Genomic DNA, 15,085 nt, shown 5'->3' with positions numbered 1-15,085 from the left:
GTCAATATTACTTACCTATATCCATTTGTCCATGCCCAAAGAAGAATGTGGGGCGCGCGGCCGCGCGGTTGCGGGCCGGCGCGCGGTCGCGTATCTGCTGGCCATGACAGCAGCACAAAACGACCGCTCCGCGTCGACGCCCTCGGTGGCCTCGGCGCACGACAAGATTCTCATCGTCGACTTCGGCAGCCAGGTGACGCAGCTCATCGCGCGTCGCGTGCGCGAGGACGGCGTCTATTGCGAGATCGTCCCGTTCAACAAGGCAGAAGCTGCCTTCGACGAGATGAAGCCGAAGGCGGTGATCCTCTCCGGCGGGCCGGAATCGGTGCATGAGGCCGGCTCGCCCCGCGCCCCGCAATCGATCTTCGATTCCGGCGTGCCCGTGATGGGCATCTGCTACGGCCAGATGACCATGGCGGCGCAGCTCGGCGGCGAGGTCGAGGGCGGCCATCACCGCGAATTCGGCCGCGCCGATGTCGAGGTCAAGGCCAAGAGCCAGCTGTTCGAGGGCGTCTGGTCATCAGGCGGCAAGCACCAGGTTTGGATGAGCCATGGCGACCGCATCACCAAGATGCCGCCGGGCTTCTCCGTCGCCGGCACCTCGCCGAACGCGCCCTTCGCGGTCATCCAGGACGAGACGCGCAAATATTACGGCCTGATGTTCCACCCCGAAGTGGTGCACACGCCCGACGGCGCCAAGCTGATCCGCAATTTCGTGCGCAAGATCGCCGGCCTCACCGGCGACTGGACCATGCGCGCCTTCCGCGAGGAGGAGATCCAAAAAATCCGCCAGCAGGTCGGCAGTCGCAAGGTGATCTGCGGCCTTTCCGGCGGCGTCGATTCCGCCGTCGCGGCCGTGCTGATTCACGAGGCGATCGGCGACCAGCTCACCTGCGTCTTCGTCGATCATGGCCTGCTGCGCCTCGACGAAGCCAAGACCGTAGTCGACCTGTTCCGCCACCACTACAACATCCCGCTCGTGCACGTGGATGCCTCCAAGCAATTCCTGGGCGAGCTCGAAGGCGTCACCGATCCGGAAGTGAAGCGCAAGACCATCGGCCGCCTCTTCATCGAGGTGTTCGAAGCTGAAGCGAAGAAGATCGGCGGCGCCGACTTCCTGGCGCAAGGCACGCTCTATCCCGACGTGATCGAGAGCGTCTCCTTCACCGGCGGCCCCTCGGTGACGATCAAGTCGCACCACAATGTCGGCGGGCTGCCCGAGCGCATGAACATGAAGCTCGTCGAGCCCCTGCGCGAGCTGTTCAAGGACGAGGTGCGCAAGCTCGGCCGCGAGCTCGGCCTTCCCGAAATCTTCGTCGGCCGCCACCCGTTCCCGGGCCCGGGCCTCGCCATCCGTTGCCCCGGCGAGATCACCCGCGACAAGCTCGACATCCTGCGCAAGGCCGACGCCGTCTACATCGACCAGATCCGGAAAGCAGGCCTCTACGATGAGATCTGGCAGGCCTTTGCCGTGCTGCTCCCCGTCAAGACCGTCGGCGTCATGGGCGACGGCCGCACCTATGACTACGTCGTGGGCCTCCGCGCCGTGACCTCCACCGACGGCATGACCGCGGACTTCTATCAGTTCGACATGAAGTTTTTGGGCGAGACCGCCACGCGCATCATCAACGAGGTGAAGGGCGTGAACAGGGTGGTGTACGACGTCACCAGCAAGCCGCCTGGGACGATTGAGTGGGAGTAGGGGCGGTATCCTGTCCAACGTACTGGCGGTCTCGACGTTCAAGATGATGGACCGATTGAAGCGCCAGACCATCTTGAGCGAAGCCCTCTCTATGGTGTGAGAGCACTTGCGGTGGTTACAGCGCGTAGGATGGGTAGGGCGCGGCGAAGCCCATCGCGATTGCGGACAAGTTGATGGATGTCTCTTCCAACGGGCTGAACTGAATCATGGGATTTGGTGTCTTCATCCATCGATCGGACTCGATCTACGATGACAGCCCGGCTGAGCGATACCAGTTTCCTAGTCAGTATTTGCGTCGCGTCGAAGCCTGAATCGGCGATTGGATCATCTATTACGAACCGAGCAAGGTCGCCGAGACGCGCGGCTACTTTGCGATTGCTCGCGTTCGGCGGGTTATTCCAGACCCCGGTACTTCGGGGATGTATCTCGCTCTGATCGAGCCCGGAAGTTATCTCGATTTCGCCAATCCGGTCGCCTTCATCGTGCAGAGTCCGAGGATAGTCCCTGCTGAGGCGGCACGATGCGCAGGCCCCAAAGAATGAGGGCGAAAGAGATGATCCCTGTGGGTGCGGACGAGTAAGCCACGATCATGATCAACGTCTCCTCCAAAGGAGTCCCGCGCGCGGCGGCCGCGAGTGGCATGCTGGCGTTGCCGGCTCCCCAGAGGGCCGCCATTAGGAACGCAGCCACAATGGCGAGACCTGAGTAGAGGAGGAACCAGAACGCAATCCGCGATGTCGCCGCCCCGAGAACGAGCCTTGGCCACACCAGCCCCAACGTCAGCAGAATGAGGCCCAACAGGGCGCTCAGCGTATGGACCGACCTTCCGAGGAGCGGTGCGGCGAAAAACGGGATCGCAAAGCCCTCGAAGGAGGTGAAAAGGAAGAGAGCAACACCAGCCTGAATCAGGCGGTGACCCTGACGATTAAGTGTGCTCATCGTAACGGCTCCCACACATCTCGTGCACGCCTGCACTATTACTTCGGATCGAAGGCGCAGCTCGCGGATGCCGTCTTCGCGCAAGCCGCGGCGCAGCTTTTTCCGCCGGTTGTAAAAGTTCTCGCGTCCGACGCCAGCATTGAAGAAAAGGTCCGCCCGGTGGTGAAAATCGAGCTCGTCACCCTTTCGCAGACGCCTCATCTTCCATGCATACATCATCGGGGAAATCAGTCAGACGCCGGAGCGGGCGGCTCAGTTCCTCGATGCCGCTCAGCGGCTCAACGGTGACGGCACACTCAGCCGTATGCGAACGGCGCTTCAAGCGCAGATTGATGCGCGCGTCGCCGCCGGGTAGGCCGGCGACAGCAGCCGATAGAAATCGAGCGACGCGGTTCCGCAGGCCGTAAAAGGCCAGGTCGTGTTCTCATCAGTCGGCTGGCCGACTATTGGCCGCGATTGCCAATGTCAAGGCAACCACATTCGCATTAGCCAGTTCACTTTCTATGGTGAAAGGAGAACGGACCATGGCATCCATCCGGTACATTGTGACAGACATTGACAGTTCGGTCGCATTTTATCGCGATAAACTCGAGTTCAAGGTTGACATGCACAACCCTGGCAAGTTCGCCGCGCTCATTCGCGATGATCTCACCCTTTACCTTAGCGCTCCGGGGGCTGGCAGTGGGGGAACTGCCGGCGGTAAACCGGAGCCCGGCGGATGGAACCGATTCATGATCGTCACGAAAGACATAGATGTCCTCGTCGGTCGGTTGAACGATGCTGGCGCCAAATTCAGAGGAGGAGTCAGCGAGGCGGGAGCTGGTCGTGCAAGACTTCTGGAAGATCCGTCGGGCAATCTGGTTGAATTGTTTGAGTTCAAAAAGAAATGAGTGGCGTGCAGATCGTCGACAACGACGTTCATGTTCATGCAGTTCGCAATGCCGACCGAATGCAGCCAAGTGAGCTGCCCGGCTGGCAATGGATAGGCCGGTTGGCTCGCTTTAGTGAGGCACGAAGGGGGCCGCCAGAACGGCGAGCATGCCAAAGGCGGCGATGTTCCAGAACAGCGAGCGGATGAGCGGTATCCCGGAGATATAAAGCGCGGTGTAAGCGATGCGCCCGCCGACATAGGCGATCGCCCCCCAATGGGTTAGCTCGTTGTGAGCACCTGCTGCGTGAGCGGTGAGGATCGCAGCGGCAAAGAATGGAAACGTCTCCATATAATTGCGGAAATTCCGGTTGATGCGGCCGGGGATGGGCTTGAGAGGCGGCATTTCGGCGTCGCGCGGGCTCGCAGCCCATCTAAGGCCGTACTGCGCGTTTGTGGCTTGCGCCGCGGCGACAAGCTGGATGAAGCCCCAAACGACTGCGGCTGTCAGCATCGATAACTCGAAGCTCATCTGTGTCCCTCTTGAAAGGCGCGCTTTCCTTCGACCATGCTTCCCAAGCCCGGTGCAATCAGAACGGCATCCGTCTATCTGGGCGCGAGCCCATCTGCGCACCTGGCGAGCATATCGCCGAACAGCGCGACATTCTCCGCTCCGACGCTGTCGTAGATCAGGCGCTCGACCTCGTCCACGCGCAGGCGGGCCTCTTGGAATAGTTTCCGCCCCTTCTCAGTAAGCGTGCTTCGTAGAATACGGCCGTGCCGGGGGTCCGGGCTGCGCGTAAGCAGCCTTGCGCGCTCGAGGCCGGCCAGGATGCCTTGCATGCTCTGGGGCGTGACGAAGGCCAGTCGCGCGAGTGCCGCATTGGAAATGCCGGCATCGGCATGAACCGCAGCGAGGACCGCGAATTGCGGGGCAGTTAGCTTCAGAGGCCGGAGCCTGTCGTCCACACGCGTGCGAAAACTGTGCTGCGCCCGCTTCAGAAGGAAGGCCAGCCCGGGCTGCTTGCCATTGCGGCTTGACATATAAGGACCCTGATATTTAATATCATGAGCCTTATATCCCCCTGCTGACTGTTTTGGAAGATTGATCATGCTGATCGTGCATCACCTCGGCAACTCCCAGTCCGAACGTGTCGTTTGGCTGCTGGAGGAACTGGCGCTGCCGTATCGGCTCGTGCGTTACGAGCGCGACCCCGCCACCAGGCTCGCGCCGAGCGCGTACAAGGCCCTCCACGCGTTCGGCACCGCGCCGGTGCTGGATGACGGCGACCTGCGACTGACCGAATCCGGCGCGATCGTCGAATATGTGATCCACACTCACGGAGCAGGGCGGTTCTCGCTCCGTCCGGGCGCGCCAAACTACGCGGACTTTTTGTTCTGGTGGCACTTTGCCAACGGCTCGATGATGCCGGCTGCGATGACGAATGGGCTCGTGGCGAGGCTTGGCGGCGGAGACGATCCCCTCGCTCGGTCGCTGAGCGCGAGGCTCGACCTTGCGTACGACATGGTCGAGGCTCGCCTGAAGAACGTTCCATATTTTGCCGGTGAGGAGCTGACGGGCGCGGACATCCTCATGCTGTTTCCACTCACCACGATGCGCCGCTTCAGTCCCCGTGACATCTCCGGCTATCCCGCCATCCAGGCCTATCTGCAGCGTGTCGGTGCCCGACCCGCGTATCAGCGGGCGATGGCCAAGGCAGAGCCGAACCTGGCGCCGATGTTGAGCTGAGCGATGCGGCTCTTGTTGATGTAAGATTTGACTTACATAAGCGTGGGAAGCCATCGGGAGCCGAAACTGGATGCGCTGGCAACGGAGATCGTGCGCGGCAAAACGGGATCTCTTCAGCAAGTTGCCGTCATCCTGATCACCGCGCAGCACCTCGGCACAAACATAGGATCTCCGCCACCCGGTCCCATGCTACGACACCAGCTCGCTGCTTCCGGAGCCCGTCCTCATGTCAGTCATTGCCGCCCCCAATCAACCGCCCGTTGCCGAAACTGACCCCGAATCCTTTGGCTGGATGCGCGGCTTCCCGCCGGCGCCCGAGCGCACCATCACCTTCCAGGACGGCTCATTCCGCAGTTTCCCGAGCTGCGCTGGGCCTGGAGCAACATCCGCCAGCTCGTCCCCACTGTGAACGTCTGGCGCGGGGCGGGGCCCGCATCACCCCTGCCGCGCGAGGATCATGACATCGGCGCGGTGGCCTCGACCACGATGGACGGGCGGCCCATGACGTTCGCGAAGATGCTGGAGGAGACGTACACCGACGGCATCGCGGTGCTGCATCGGGGCAGGCTGATCTATGAGCGCTACTTTGGCGCATTGAAGCCGCACAAGCCGCATATCGCGATGTCGGTGACGAAATCGTTCACCGGCGTGCTCGCGGGCATGCTGGTCAGCGAGGGCAGGATCGATCCGCAGGCGCCGGTCACGGATTATGTGCCGGAGCTGAAAGCGAGCGCGTTTGGGGACGCGCGCGTGCACGAGGTCATGGATATGACCACGGGGCTCGCCTACACCGAGGTCTATACCGACAAGAATTCGGATGTGTGGGGGCTGCGGCGCGCCAACGGCATGGCGCCGATCCCGCCCGGTTATGAAGGCCCTACCACGATCTTCGATTTCCTCGTCGCACAGAAGAAGCAGGGCGAGCACGGCAAGGCCTTTGCCTACAAGACCGTCAACACGGACGTGCTGGCCTGGATCATCAGGCGCACCAGCGGCATGACGCTGTCCGATCTCCTCTCCGAGCGCATCTGGCAGCCGATGGGTGCGGAGGAGGACGCGCATTATCACGTCGACCGCATCGGCACCGAGAGTGGCGGTGGCGGTCTCTCCACCAGCTTGCGCGATCTCGCCCGCTTCGGCGAGACCATGCGCAATCACGGCCGCTTCAACGGCCGCCAGATCGTGCCCTCGTCCGTGGTCGAGGACATCGCGCGCGGCGGCGATCCCGAAAAATTCAAGCCGGCCGGCTACACCACGCTGCCGGGCGCCTCCTATCGCAACCAATGGTGGGTCACGCACAACGCGCACGGCGCCTACATGGCGCGCGGCGTCTATGGCCAGGGCATTTATATCGATCCCAGGGCCGAGATGGTGATCGCGCGCTACGCCTCGCATCCCATGGCGGGCAACGCCGCCAACGATCCCGTGACGCTGCCGGCCTACATGGCGCTGGCAAAGGCGCTGATGGCGGGCGGGTAGGGCGCGTCGGGACGCCGGTCCTCGTAGCCCGGATGGAGCGAAAGCGTAATCCGGGACTGGCCAGCCGCATCGCGCGGCTGCCTCTGTGGCAAGAATCCCGGATTGCGCTGCGCTCCATCCGGGCTACGGATCTTTGCCAAACCGCAAGATCGGTCGAGCACGCCTCGGCCGTCAGCGACGAGATGGAGCCGCCACGGAGGAGGGACGATGAAGGCGGCGCTGCAAAACTATCGGGACCGGATGCGACGCGTGCTGGACCATATCGACCGGCATCTCGACGACGATCTGGACCTGGAAACCCTAAGCGGTGTTGCGGCCTTCTCGAAATTTCATTTCCACCGGCAGTTCGCGGCGACCTTCGGGCTATCCGTGCATCGCTATGTCCAGCTGGCCCGCATGAAGCGTGCTTCGCATCAGCTCGCCTACATCGACGCCCTTGATGTCACTGACATCGCGATGGATGCCGGCTACGACGCTCCGGATGCCTTCGCCCGCGCCTTTCGGCAACGGTTCGGACAATCGCCGTCGTCGTTCCGGAAATCTCCCGACTGGGAGCCGTGGCTTGCGGCCTTCGGGCCTCTCGACAACGCCAGGAGCAAGCTCATGCAGACGACCTTTACCGCTGACGACGTGACGATCCGCGATGTGCCCACCACCAAGGTGGCGATCATGGAGCACCGGGGCGACCCGGCGACGCTTCCTGCCACCATCCAGCGCTTCATCGCCTGGCGCAAGGCAGCGGGCGTGCACCCCAAGACGAATCCGACCTTCAATGTCTGGCGCTCCGAGCGCCGGCCTGCCTCGCCCGCCGGTTACAGCATCGACCTTTGCGTCGGCACCGACCGGCCGATCGCGGCCAATGGCGAGGAGATCAAAGCCGGCGAGATCCCTGGTGGACGCTGCGCCGTGCTGCGCGTCGTCGGCTACACCGACAATCTGGAGCCCGCCGCGCTCTATCTCTATCGCGACTGGCTCCCGGCCAGCGGCGAGGAAGCCCGCGACTTCCCGATCTATTGCCAGCGGCTGAGCTTCTTCCCGGAGGTGCCGGAGCATGAGACGGTCGCGGAACTCTTCCTGCCGCTGAAATAGGATCTGCTGGCGGCGGCCTGTCCGATCGCAAGAAGCGGGCAGGCCGCAATCTACGCGATAATATAAGGCTTGACTTATATTAGTGCGGATCGATATTCCTTGTCGCGCAAAGCAATAGGGAGGAACGCAATGGAGATCGACGTCGCCAGGGTCTTGGGGCTTGTCACGCGTTCAGTGCGCAATTTCGAGAAGGACGGAAAACCGGCGAGCGCGGTGACTCTCACGCGTCTTTACGACACGAGCGTCGACGATCTCTGGGACGCCGTGACCAGCAGCGAGCGCATTCCACGCTGGTTCCTGCCGGTCGAGGGCGATCTCCAGCTCGGAGGAAGGTACCAGCTTAGGGGCAATGCGGGCGGCACCATCACGGCGTGCACGCCTCCGACCCATTTCGCCGCGACGTGGGAATTTGCAGGCGCGGTGAGTTGGATCGATGTCAAGCTGGCAGCAGAACGTAGTCAGGCGCGTTTGACGCTCGAGCATACCGCGATCATCGAGGATCATTGGAATCAGTTCGGTCCGGGTGCGGTGGGTATCGGTTGGGATCTCGCTCTTGCGGGACTTGAGCGATATGTTGCGACCGGGGCATCGGTCGATCACGAGACGGCCGAGGCATGGATGGGCTCGCCTGAGGGCAAGGAATTCATGACGACAAGCGGCGAGCTTTGGCGCGCAGCGCATGTCGCAAGCGGGGTGGATCCTGCCTCGGCAAAGCAGCGCTCGGACCGCACCATTGCGTTCTATCGCGGCGAGATGCCGCCCGACATCGCGCATCCCGGCACGGGAAGCTGATGCACGTCTTCGAAGTCCTTGCCGATCCCGTGCGCCGTCGCATCCTCGAGCTGCTGGCGCTTCAGGAAATGGCGTCCGGCGAGGTCGTCGACGTGATCGGGGCCGAATTCGGAATCACGCAGGCGGCGGTCTCGCAGCACCTCAAGGTGCTGCGCGAGAGCGGCTTTGCAAGCGTTCGGGCGGAGGCGCAAAGACGCCTCTATTCGGTCGACGTTGCCGGGCTTCGCGCGGTGGATGCCTGGATCGGCCAGTTCAGGAATTTCTGGGAGCCGAAGCTGGACGCGCTGGCAACCGAGATCGCGCGCGGCAAACGCGAGCGTCGTAACGCGCCAATGACCAAGCGGAGCGGGAAGAGGGCTTGAGGACGTGGCGATGGGCGGAAGCCGCCATCACATCACGGTCACTCTCGCGATATCTTCTCGAACCGCTTCACCAGCCGCTCCCGTTTCAGCCGCGACAGCCGCTGGATCCAGAACATGCCGTCGAGCTGGTCGATCTCGTGCTGGTGGCACACCGCGCGCAAGCCATCCGATTCCTCGGACTGCATATTGCCGTCAACATCCTGATAGTCGATCCGCACGCGGGCGTGGCGCTGCACCTCGTCGTTGACTCCAGGCATCGAGACGCTGCCCTCCCGGTGCAGGATCATCTCGGGCGAGGCCCATGTGATCTCCGGATTGACATAGGTCTGCGGGCCGTCTTTCGAGTCGAGCTCGAGCACCACGACCCGCAGGGGCACGCCGATATGTGGCGCGGTGATGCCGATGCCGGGCGCAGCGCGCATCGTGTCGAGCAGGTCCTGCGCGAGTTCGCGCAAGCCGTCGTCGAAGACGGTGACGGGGCGGGCAGGGCTCGCGAGCCGGCGGTCGGGATAGCGGATGATCGGGCGGATGGTCATGCAGGCTCCTACCACTCACGGATCGTTGAAGCGCCCCTTCTTGATTGTCTACCAACTGGAAGGTAGATAGCTTGACATGAGCAATACTTCATCCACGGCCGACGACATTCTGGCCTGCGCACGTACGCTGATCATTGCAGGCGGCTACAACGGCTTCAGCTACGCCGATGTGGCTGAAGTGGTCGGCATCCGCAAGCCGAGCATCCACCACCATTTCGCCAGCAAGGTCGATCTGGTCCGCACCCTCGTGTCGCGCTATCGCGAGGAAGCTCAGGCTGGATTGGCTGCACTCGAACGCAACATTCCAGACCCCGGTGAGCAGCTCAAAAGCTACGTTGCGTACTGGGAAACGTGCATCAAGGACGCGACGGCGCCCTTCTGCGTGTGTGCGCTCCTGGCCAGCGAGCTTCCGATCCTGCCCGAGGACGTGGCAGTCGAGGTCCGGGCTCATTTCCGCGCGCTGGCCTCATGGCTGACAGCGGTGATGGAGCGCGGCAAACGGCAGGGGCGGCTCCAGCTCTCCAGCACCGCGCGGGTCGAGGCGGAAGGATTCATGGCGACCGTTCACGGCGCGATGCTGTCGGCGCGCGCCTATGGCGATCCCAAGATGTTCGGGACCATCACCCGGCCACTGCTGGACCGGCTTTCCACCAGGCACTGACGGACAAGGTCGATACAGGCTGCAAAGCATCGCGGCGGCGCGGTGATTCGGCTTCGCATGTAAATCTACCAACTAGTAGGTAAGGAGCAGACAATGAGTGATCGTGAGATGGTCTTGGACGCGGCCGACGATGCACAATGGCTAAAGCACTATTATTTCCTGCGTGCGGCGTTTTCCGTCGCCTGGGTCATCGCGGCCTTTGCGATCGCGCCGTCGTCTGCGGTGATCACCGCGACGTTGCTCGTCGCCTATCCGGCATGGGACGCCGCGGCCAATTATCTCGACGCGCTCTGCAGCGGCGGGGTGACCCAAAACCGCACGCAGGTCCTCAACGTGCTGGTCAGCCTGGCGACCACCATCGCGGTCATCCTGGCCTTGCAGGTGAGCATGAACTGGGTGCTCGGAATCTTCGGGGCCTGGGCGATCCTGTCCGGATTGCTTCAGCTCGGCACGGCCGTGCGGCGCTGGAAGCGTTTCGGCGCGCAGTGGACCATGGTGCTCAGCGGTGGCCAGTCGGCTCTGGCGGGCGGCTTCTTCATCTTCCAGGCCTCGATGCCTGCAGTGCCGTCGATCGCGAACGTCGCTGGCTATGCTGCGGTCGGCGCGCTCTACTTCCTGGTCTCGGCGGTCTGGCTCACCGTCAGCACGTGGCGCCGCAGCGCTGCCATGTGAAGCTGCGCTGCTGACGTCACGCCGGATACGGCGTGCCGTCCTTGTGCAGAAGCGACCGTCGGATGCTGGGCTCATCATGTCGATGTCGGAGCAGGTGATGCCGTCCTCTTGCGAACGCGAGCCGACTTCGAGATAAATCACTGAGAACGCAGGGGCGGCTACTGCACATGGGGATTCTCGAATTTTTGTTGGCGCGGCCGAATTTGCCCTGCATCGGCGCTTCGCATAACAATGCTGCCAACAAGAAACATCGAGAACGGAGGAAGCGCCTCATGCGCAGGACCCTGATCGCCCTGGCAACAGCCATCGCAACAGCAACGCCGGCCGCGGCCGACTATCTCGTCAAGGAGGTCGGCAGCTTCCACATCGGTGGTCGCACCGAGACGCTGAACGGGCTTGCCTCGAAGGAGATCGTGTTCTCGCCCGGCGCGCCGCCGATCAAGGTCGATCCGAACGGCGAGTTCGAGGTCGAGCAGATGTATGTCCAGTTCGTCAAGCTCGCGCAGCCGAAGTCGAAGCTGCCGCTGCTGCTCTGGCACGGCGGCGGCCTCTCCGGTGTGACCTGGGAGACCAAGCCCGACGGCAAGCCGGGCTGGCAGCAGTTCTTCCTCAATGCCGGTTATGACGTCTACGTCTCGGATGCGGTCGAGCGTGGCCGCGCCTCCTGGGCGCGCTATCCTGAAATCTTCAAGAGCGAGCCGTTCTTCCGGCCCAAGAAGAAGCGTGGGAGCTGTTCCGGATCGGACCGAGCTACGAGGTCGGCGGCAAGCGCGAGGCGTTCGAGGGCGAGCAGTTCCCGATCGAGGCGTTCGACCAGTTCGCCAAGCAGGGCATTCCACGCTGGGCCACGAACGACGCTGCCACGCAAAAAGCCTATGACGCGCTGGTGCAGAAGGTGTGCCCCTGCATCATCGTAGTGCACAGCCAGGGCGGCAATTTCGGCTTTACTGCCGCGCTCAATGCGCCCGACAAAGTCAAGGCGCTGATCGCCGTCGAACCGTCAGGCGCGCCTGATCCCGCCAAAGCCGATGCCGCAAAACTCAAGGGCGTGCCGCATCTGATCGTGTGGGGCGATTTCCTGGACAAGGTCCCGGTGTGGTCGAAGCTCGTGGTCAATCCGACGAAATGGGGGCAGGCGATCGCGGCGGCCGGCGGCAAGGTCGATACGTTCGAGCTGCCCAAGATGGGGATCAAGGGCAATACCCACATGATGATGATGGACCGCAACTCCGACGACATCGCCAGGCTGGTCAACGATTGGATCGGGAAGCAGGGCCTCGCCAACTAGGGCATGTACTCACAAGCGTTGGGCTTCCGAGCCCAAACCGGAAGTCGTCCCGCCTGGACGTTAATGGCGGCCGATGACCCGAAGCCGATGCGGGCTGCTGAACAACGGCACGTTGCGAAGGCTCGAGTTGTTGCCAGCAGCATCCTATGACATCATCTAACTACCGGGTTGTTAGGACTTCCAGATCCGCTATGCCACGCCGGAAATATCATTGGGAACGGCTGTCGGATGATCAGTTGCTCAAGCAACGGCTCAGCAGCCTGAGGGTTGCGGTCGAAGGCACTTGGCTCGAGGATTGTGTCCGCACTCTCCACGAAGAGCTCGAAGAGCGGGGCATCCGGCTGCGGCCACATACATGGATCTCGAGCGAATGGTTTAGTCCGGCAGGCGTTCCCGGCATTGCCATCCCATTTTATCTCGCCCATCCCCGCTTGATGAAGCTCGAGAAGAAGATGATGTTCGATGTCGAGGGTGGAACTTGGCGCGAGTGCATGGCCATCCTCCGTCACGAGGCGGGCCATGCCATGCAGCACGGCTACCAATTGCAGCGCCGCCGGCGCTGGCAGCAGCTGTTCGGCCCGTCATCGAAACACTACCCGCGCTACTACCGGCCCAATCCGGCCAGCCGGCGCTATGTCCAGCATCTGCGCCTCTGGTACGCGCAGAGCCATCCCGACGAAGACTTCGCCGAAACTTTTGCAGTGTGGCTGCGGCCGCGCTCGAACTGGCGGACGCGATATGCCGGTTGGCCAGCGCTGAAGAAACTCGAATATGTCGACGAGCTGATGGGCGAGATTGCGGGAAAGCGACCGCTGATCACCACGCGAGAGCGTGTCGACCCGCTGCGCCAGCTCAGCGAAACACTCGAAGACCATTACAAGAAGAAGCAGGCGTTCTACGCCTTCACGCCGCCGAAGACCTACGACCGCGACCTCTCCAGGCTCTTTTCCGCCGACTCACGGCATAAACGTGGAAAACCGGCTTCGGTCTTGATCAGGCGACACCGTGCCCAAATCAGGCAATTGGTCGCGCGGTGGACGGGCGAGAACCAGCTCACGCTTGATGCGGTGCTTGACGACATGATCTCTCGGTGCCGCGAGCTCGATCTGCGTGCCGTCGGACCGGAGCAGAAGCTCGTCCTCGACTTCACCGTCCTCGTGACCGCCAAGACCATGCACGCGCTGTTCGGCCCATCGCGCCGCAAATGGATCGCACTATGAGACGACTTCGCATTCTGGTGCTCATGCATCCGGACTTCATGCCACCGGACTCGACCGACGGATACACCGCGCAACAGATCAACGAATGGAAAACAGAATATGACGTGGTGAGCACCTTGCGCGCGGCCGGCCATGAGGTTCGCCCCCTCGGCGCGCAGGAGGAAATCAGGCCGGTGCGCGACGAGATCGAGAGCTTCAAGCCGCACGTGGCCTTCACGTTGCTGGAGGAGTTCCACTATAACGTTGCCTATGACCAGCACATCGCGAGCTATCTCGAGCTGATGAAGGTCCCGTATACGGGCTGCAACCCGCGTGGCCTGATCCTGGCGCGCGGCAAGGACCTGTCTAAGACGCTGGTGCATCATCGCCGGATCGCGGTCCCGGCCTTCGCTGTCTTCCCGATGCGCCGCAAGGTCAAGCGACCTGCGCATCTCGCGCTGCCGCTGATCGTCAAGAGCCTGAACCTGGATGGATCCTTCGGCATCTCGCAGGCATCCATCGTCGATACGGACGAGAAGCTCGCAGAGCGGGTCGCGTTCATCCACGACCGGAGCGAAACCGCCGCCATCGCCGAGCAGTTTATCGAGGGGCGGGAGCTTTATGTCGGCGTGCTCGGCAATAATCGGCTGCGAGTTCTGCCCATTTGGGAGCTAAAGTTCGGCAGCATGGGCGGGCGCAGGTCACGGCATATCGCCACCGAAAAAGCCAAGCACGATACCGATTATCAGGAGCGTGTCGGGATAGTCGACGGACCGGCGACGGACCTCGCACCCGAAGTCACCGCTCGCATTCAGCGAGCCGCAAAGCGCATCTACCGAGCGCTTGGGCTCGATGGATACGCGCGCATCGATTTTCGCCTCACGGCCGATGGCACGCCGTATTTCATCGAGGCGAACCCCAATCCCGAGATCGCAAAGAGCCAAGAGTTCGCTACAGCGGCTCGGCACGACGGACTTGACTACCCGGACCTGCTGCATCGCATTCTGGCTCTCGGAATTAGCCGGGCAAAGGCGGGCGTATCCGTAGGCTGAGAGGCAACGCGAGACGGGCAGCATGTCGTTGCATCTCCCGACCCGGATGGCAGGCTGCGCGGGCTCATGAATCCACCTAGTCCGGATACGGCGTGCCGTCCTTGTGCAGGAAACGGCCGTCGGATGCCGGGCTCATCATGTCGATGTCGGAGCAGGTGATGAGGTCGGCTTGCGAGCGCGAGCCGACTTCGAGATAGACGGCCGTCGTGTTCGACCTGTTGATCATGTGATGGCCGTTGCCGCTTGCCTTTGGGAAAGCCGCGCAGTCGCCTGCGCACAACACGGTTTCGCCGTCGTCCTCGATCAGCGTCACTTCGCCTTCAAGGATGTAGACGAACTCGTCCTCGTGCGAATGCCAGTGCCGCTGGCTCGACCAGCCGCCCGGCGGCAGGCGCATCAGGTTGACGCCGAAATCTGACAGGCCTCCGGCATTGCCGAGCCGCTGCCGGATGCGGTCGGCGCATGGGGCGCTGAAGGGCGCGGGATAGCCGGAGCCCTTGCGAGCCGGCACTGTGGCGAGATCGATCTTTGGCATCGATGGATTTCCTGCAATTCACGGAGCAGATGGCAAGGCGCATGGTCGGACACAGCCGCGTGCCGCGGCCGCGCGGCGCGCGTCTGGAGAGGGACGGACCGATGGTCACGATCAGAAATCGTGGACGAGATCAGGATCTATCGAATGATGCCATTGTGTCG

17 protein-coding genes and 3 pseudogenes are annotated in these 15,085 nt (G+C 62.6%); 14 read left to right on the top strand and 6 right to left on the bottom strand.

Annotation, left to right across the window (positions count from 1 at the left end):
- Positions 1-103 precede the first annotated feature (103 nt).
- Both guaA and ACSKB8_RS34585 read left to right on the top strand, forming a co-directional pair.
- Positions 104-1,702 (top strand): glutamine-hydrolyzing GMP synthase, encoded by a 1,599-nt coding sequence (guaA, locus tag ACSKB8_RS34590; protein ID WP_438108957.1) that lies wholly within the window; start codon positions 104-106, stop codon positions 1,700-1,702.
- A gap of 206 nt (positions 1,703-1,908) precedes the next feature.
- Positions 1,909-2,181, top strand: a pseudogene (locus ACSKB8_RS34585) (HNH endonuclease); the annotation flags it as partial.
- Here ACSKB8_RS34585 and ACSKB8_RS34580 read toward each other — a convergent pair.
- Positions 2,180-2,860, bottom strand: a complete 681-nt coding sequence (locus tag ACSKB8_RS34580; RefSeq protein WP_438108955.1) for a hypothetical protein — start codon at positions 2,858-2,860, stop codon at positions 2,180-2,182. The pseudogene ACSKB8_RS34585 and the gene ACSKB8_RS34580 sit on opposite strands and share 2 nt — an antisense overlap.
- 305 nt (positions 2,861-3,165) lie before the next feature.
- On the opposite strand from ACSKB8_RS34580, the gene ACSKB8_RS34575 reads away from it, so the two are divergent.
- Entirely contained in the window at positions 3,166-3,531 is a 366-nt protein-coding gene (locus ACSKB8_RS34575; protein WP_438108953.1) for a VOC family protein, read from the top strand.
- A 111-nt stretch (positions 3,532-3,642) separates the two neighbouring features.
- Here the strand turns inward: ACSKB8_RS34575 and ACSKB8_RS34570 are convergent, their stop codons facing one another.
- Together ACSKB8_RS34570 and ACSKB8_RS34565 are read right to left on the bottom strand one after the other, a co-directional pair.
- Complete coding sequence (locus ACSKB8_RS34570) at positions 3,643-4,041, bottom strand: MAPEG family protein (protein ID WP_438108952.1); 399 nt, start codon at positions 4,039-4,041, stop codon at positions 3,643-3,645.
- A gap of 74 nt (positions 4,042-4,115) precedes the next feature.
- Positions 4,116-4,622, bottom strand: coding sequence for a MarR family winged helix-turn-helix transcriptional regulator (locus ACSKB8_RS34565; RefSeq protein ID WP_438108950.1), 507 nt, complete (start codon positions 4,620-4,622; stop codon positions 4,116-4,118).
- On the opposite strand from ACSKB8_RS34565, the gene ACSKB8_RS34560 reads away from it, so the two are divergent.
- From ACSKB8_RS34560 to ACSKB8_RS34540, 5 genes and pseudogenes are all read left to right on the top strand, one after another.
- Positions 4,621-5,259 (top strand): glutathione S-transferase family protein, encoded by a 639-nt coding sequence (locus ACSKB8_RS34560; RefSeq protein WP_438108948.1) that lies wholly within the window; start codon positions 4,621-4,623, stop codon positions 5,257-5,259. The genes ACSKB8_RS34565 and ACSKB8_RS34560 overlap by 2 nt on opposite strands.
- A 226-nt stretch (positions 5,260-5,485) precedes the next feature.
- Positions 5,486-6,738: pseudogene (locus ACSKB8_RS34555) on the top strand (serine hydrolase domain-containing protein).
- A gap of 207 nt (positions 6,739-6,945) precedes the next feature.
- On the top strand, positions 6,946-7,827 hold the full coding sequence (locus ACSKB8_RS34550) for an AraC family transcriptional regulator (protein WP_438108947.1): 882 nt from the start codon (positions 6,946-6,948) through the stop codon (positions 7,825-7,827).
- Between the two features lie 129 nt (positions 7,828-7,956).
- Complete coding sequence (locus ACSKB8_RS34545) at positions 7,957-8,619, top strand: SRPBCC family protein (RefSeq protein ID WP_438108945.1); 663 nt, start codon at positions 7,957-7,959, stop codon at positions 8,617-8,619.
- The gene (locus ACSKB8_RS34540; protein ID WP_091894923.1) at positions 8,619-8,981 is read left to right on the top strand and encodes an ArsR/SmtB family transcription factor; all 363 of its coding nucleotides are present in this window, start codon (positions 8,619-8,621) and stop codon (positions 8,979-8,981) included. The genes ACSKB8_RS34545 and ACSKB8_RS34540 overlap by 1 nt, the downstream gene beginning before the upstream one ends.
- 38 nt (positions 8,982-9,019) lie before the next feature.
- Here ACSKB8_RS34540 and ACSKB8_RS34535 read toward each other — a convergent pair whose 3' ends face one another.
- Positions 9,020-9,517 carry a peptide deformylase gene (locus tag ACSKB8_RS34535; RefSeq protein WP_438108943.1) on the bottom strand — a complete coding sequence of 166 codons (498 nt, stop codon included), beginning with the start codon at positions 9,515-9,517 and terminating at the stop codon, positions 9,020-9,022.
- 76 nt (positions 9,518-9,593) lie between these two features.
- Here ACSKB8_RS34535 and ACSKB8_RS34530 point away from each other — a divergent pair, with 76 nt between their 5' ends.
- Together ACSKB8_RS34530 and ACSKB8_RS34525 are read left to right on the top strand one after the other, a co-directional pair.
- On the top strand, positions 9,594-10,178 hold the full coding sequence (locus tag ACSKB8_RS34530; RefSeq protein WP_438108942.1) for a TetR/AcrR family transcriptional regulator: 585 nt from the start codon (positions 9,594-9,596) through the stop codon (positions 10,176-10,178).
- A 93-nt stretch (positions 10,179-10,271) separates the two neighbouring features.
- Positions 10,272-10,850, top strand: a complete 579-nt coding sequence (locus tag ACSKB8_RS34525; RefSeq protein WP_438108940.1) for a DUF308 domain-containing protein — start codon at positions 10,272-10,274, stop codon at positions 10,848-10,850.
- A 16-nt stretch (positions 10,851-10,866) separates the two neighbouring features.
- Here the strand turns inward: ACSKB8_RS34525 and ACSKB8_RS34520 are convergent.
- Positions 10,867-10,988 (bottom strand): annotated as a pseudogene (locus ACSKB8_RS34520) (cupin domain-containing protein); the annotation flags it as partial.
- A gap of 134 nt (positions 10,989-11,122) precedes the next feature.
- Between ACSKB8_RS34520 and ACSKB8_RS34515 the strand changes: the two are divergent.
- From ACSKB8_RS34515 to ACSKB8_RS34500, 4 genes are all read left to right on the top strand, one after another.
- Positions 11,123-11,767 (top strand): hypothetical protein, encoded by a 645-nt coding sequence (locus ACSKB8_RS34515; RefSeq protein ID WP_438108938.1) that lies wholly within the window; start codon positions 11,123-11,125, stop codon positions 11,765-11,767.
- Complete coding sequence (locus tag ACSKB8_RS34510) at positions 11,737-12,138, top strand: alpha/beta fold hydrolase (RefSeq protein WP_438108937.1); 402 nt, start codon at positions 11,737-11,739, stop codon at positions 12,136-12,138. Before ACSKB8_RS34515 ends, ACSKB8_RS34510 begins: the two co-directional genes overlap by 31 nt.
- 191 nt (positions 12,139-12,329) lie before the next feature.
- Positions 12,330-13,358, top strand: a complete 1,029-nt coding sequence (locus ACSKB8_RS34505; RefSeq protein WP_438108935.1) for a putative zinc-binding metallopeptidase — start codon at positions 12,330-12,332, stop codon at positions 13,356-13,358.
- The gene (locus tag ACSKB8_RS34500; RefSeq protein WP_176945956.1) at positions 13,355-14,389 is read left to right on the top strand and encodes a D-alanine--D-alanine ligase family protein; all 1,035 of its coding nucleotides are present in this window, start codon (positions 13,355-13,357) and stop codon (positions 14,387-14,389) included. Before ACSKB8_RS34505 ends, ACSKB8_RS34500 begins: the two co-directional genes overlap by 4 nt.
- Before the next feature lie 76 nt (positions 14,390-14,465).
- Here ACSKB8_RS34500 and ACSKB8_RS34495 read toward each other — a convergent pair whose 3' ends face one another.
- Entirely contained in the window at positions 14,466-14,924 is a 459-nt protein-coding gene (locus tag ACSKB8_RS34495; RefSeq protein WP_438108933.1) for a cupin domain-containing protein, read from the bottom strand.
- Positions 14,925-15,085: the final 161 nt, after the last annotated feature.

This window comes from Bradyrhizobium sp. BR 1432 (assembly GCF_051547705.1).
Taxonomy (GTDB): Bacteria; Pseudomonadota; Alphaproteobacteria; order Rhizobiales; family Xanthobacteraceae; genus Bradyrhizobium; species Bradyrhizobium zhanjiangense.
The sequence above is the reverse complement of the archived record's forward strand: the minus strand, read 5'-3'. Positions and strand labels throughout refer to the sequence as shown.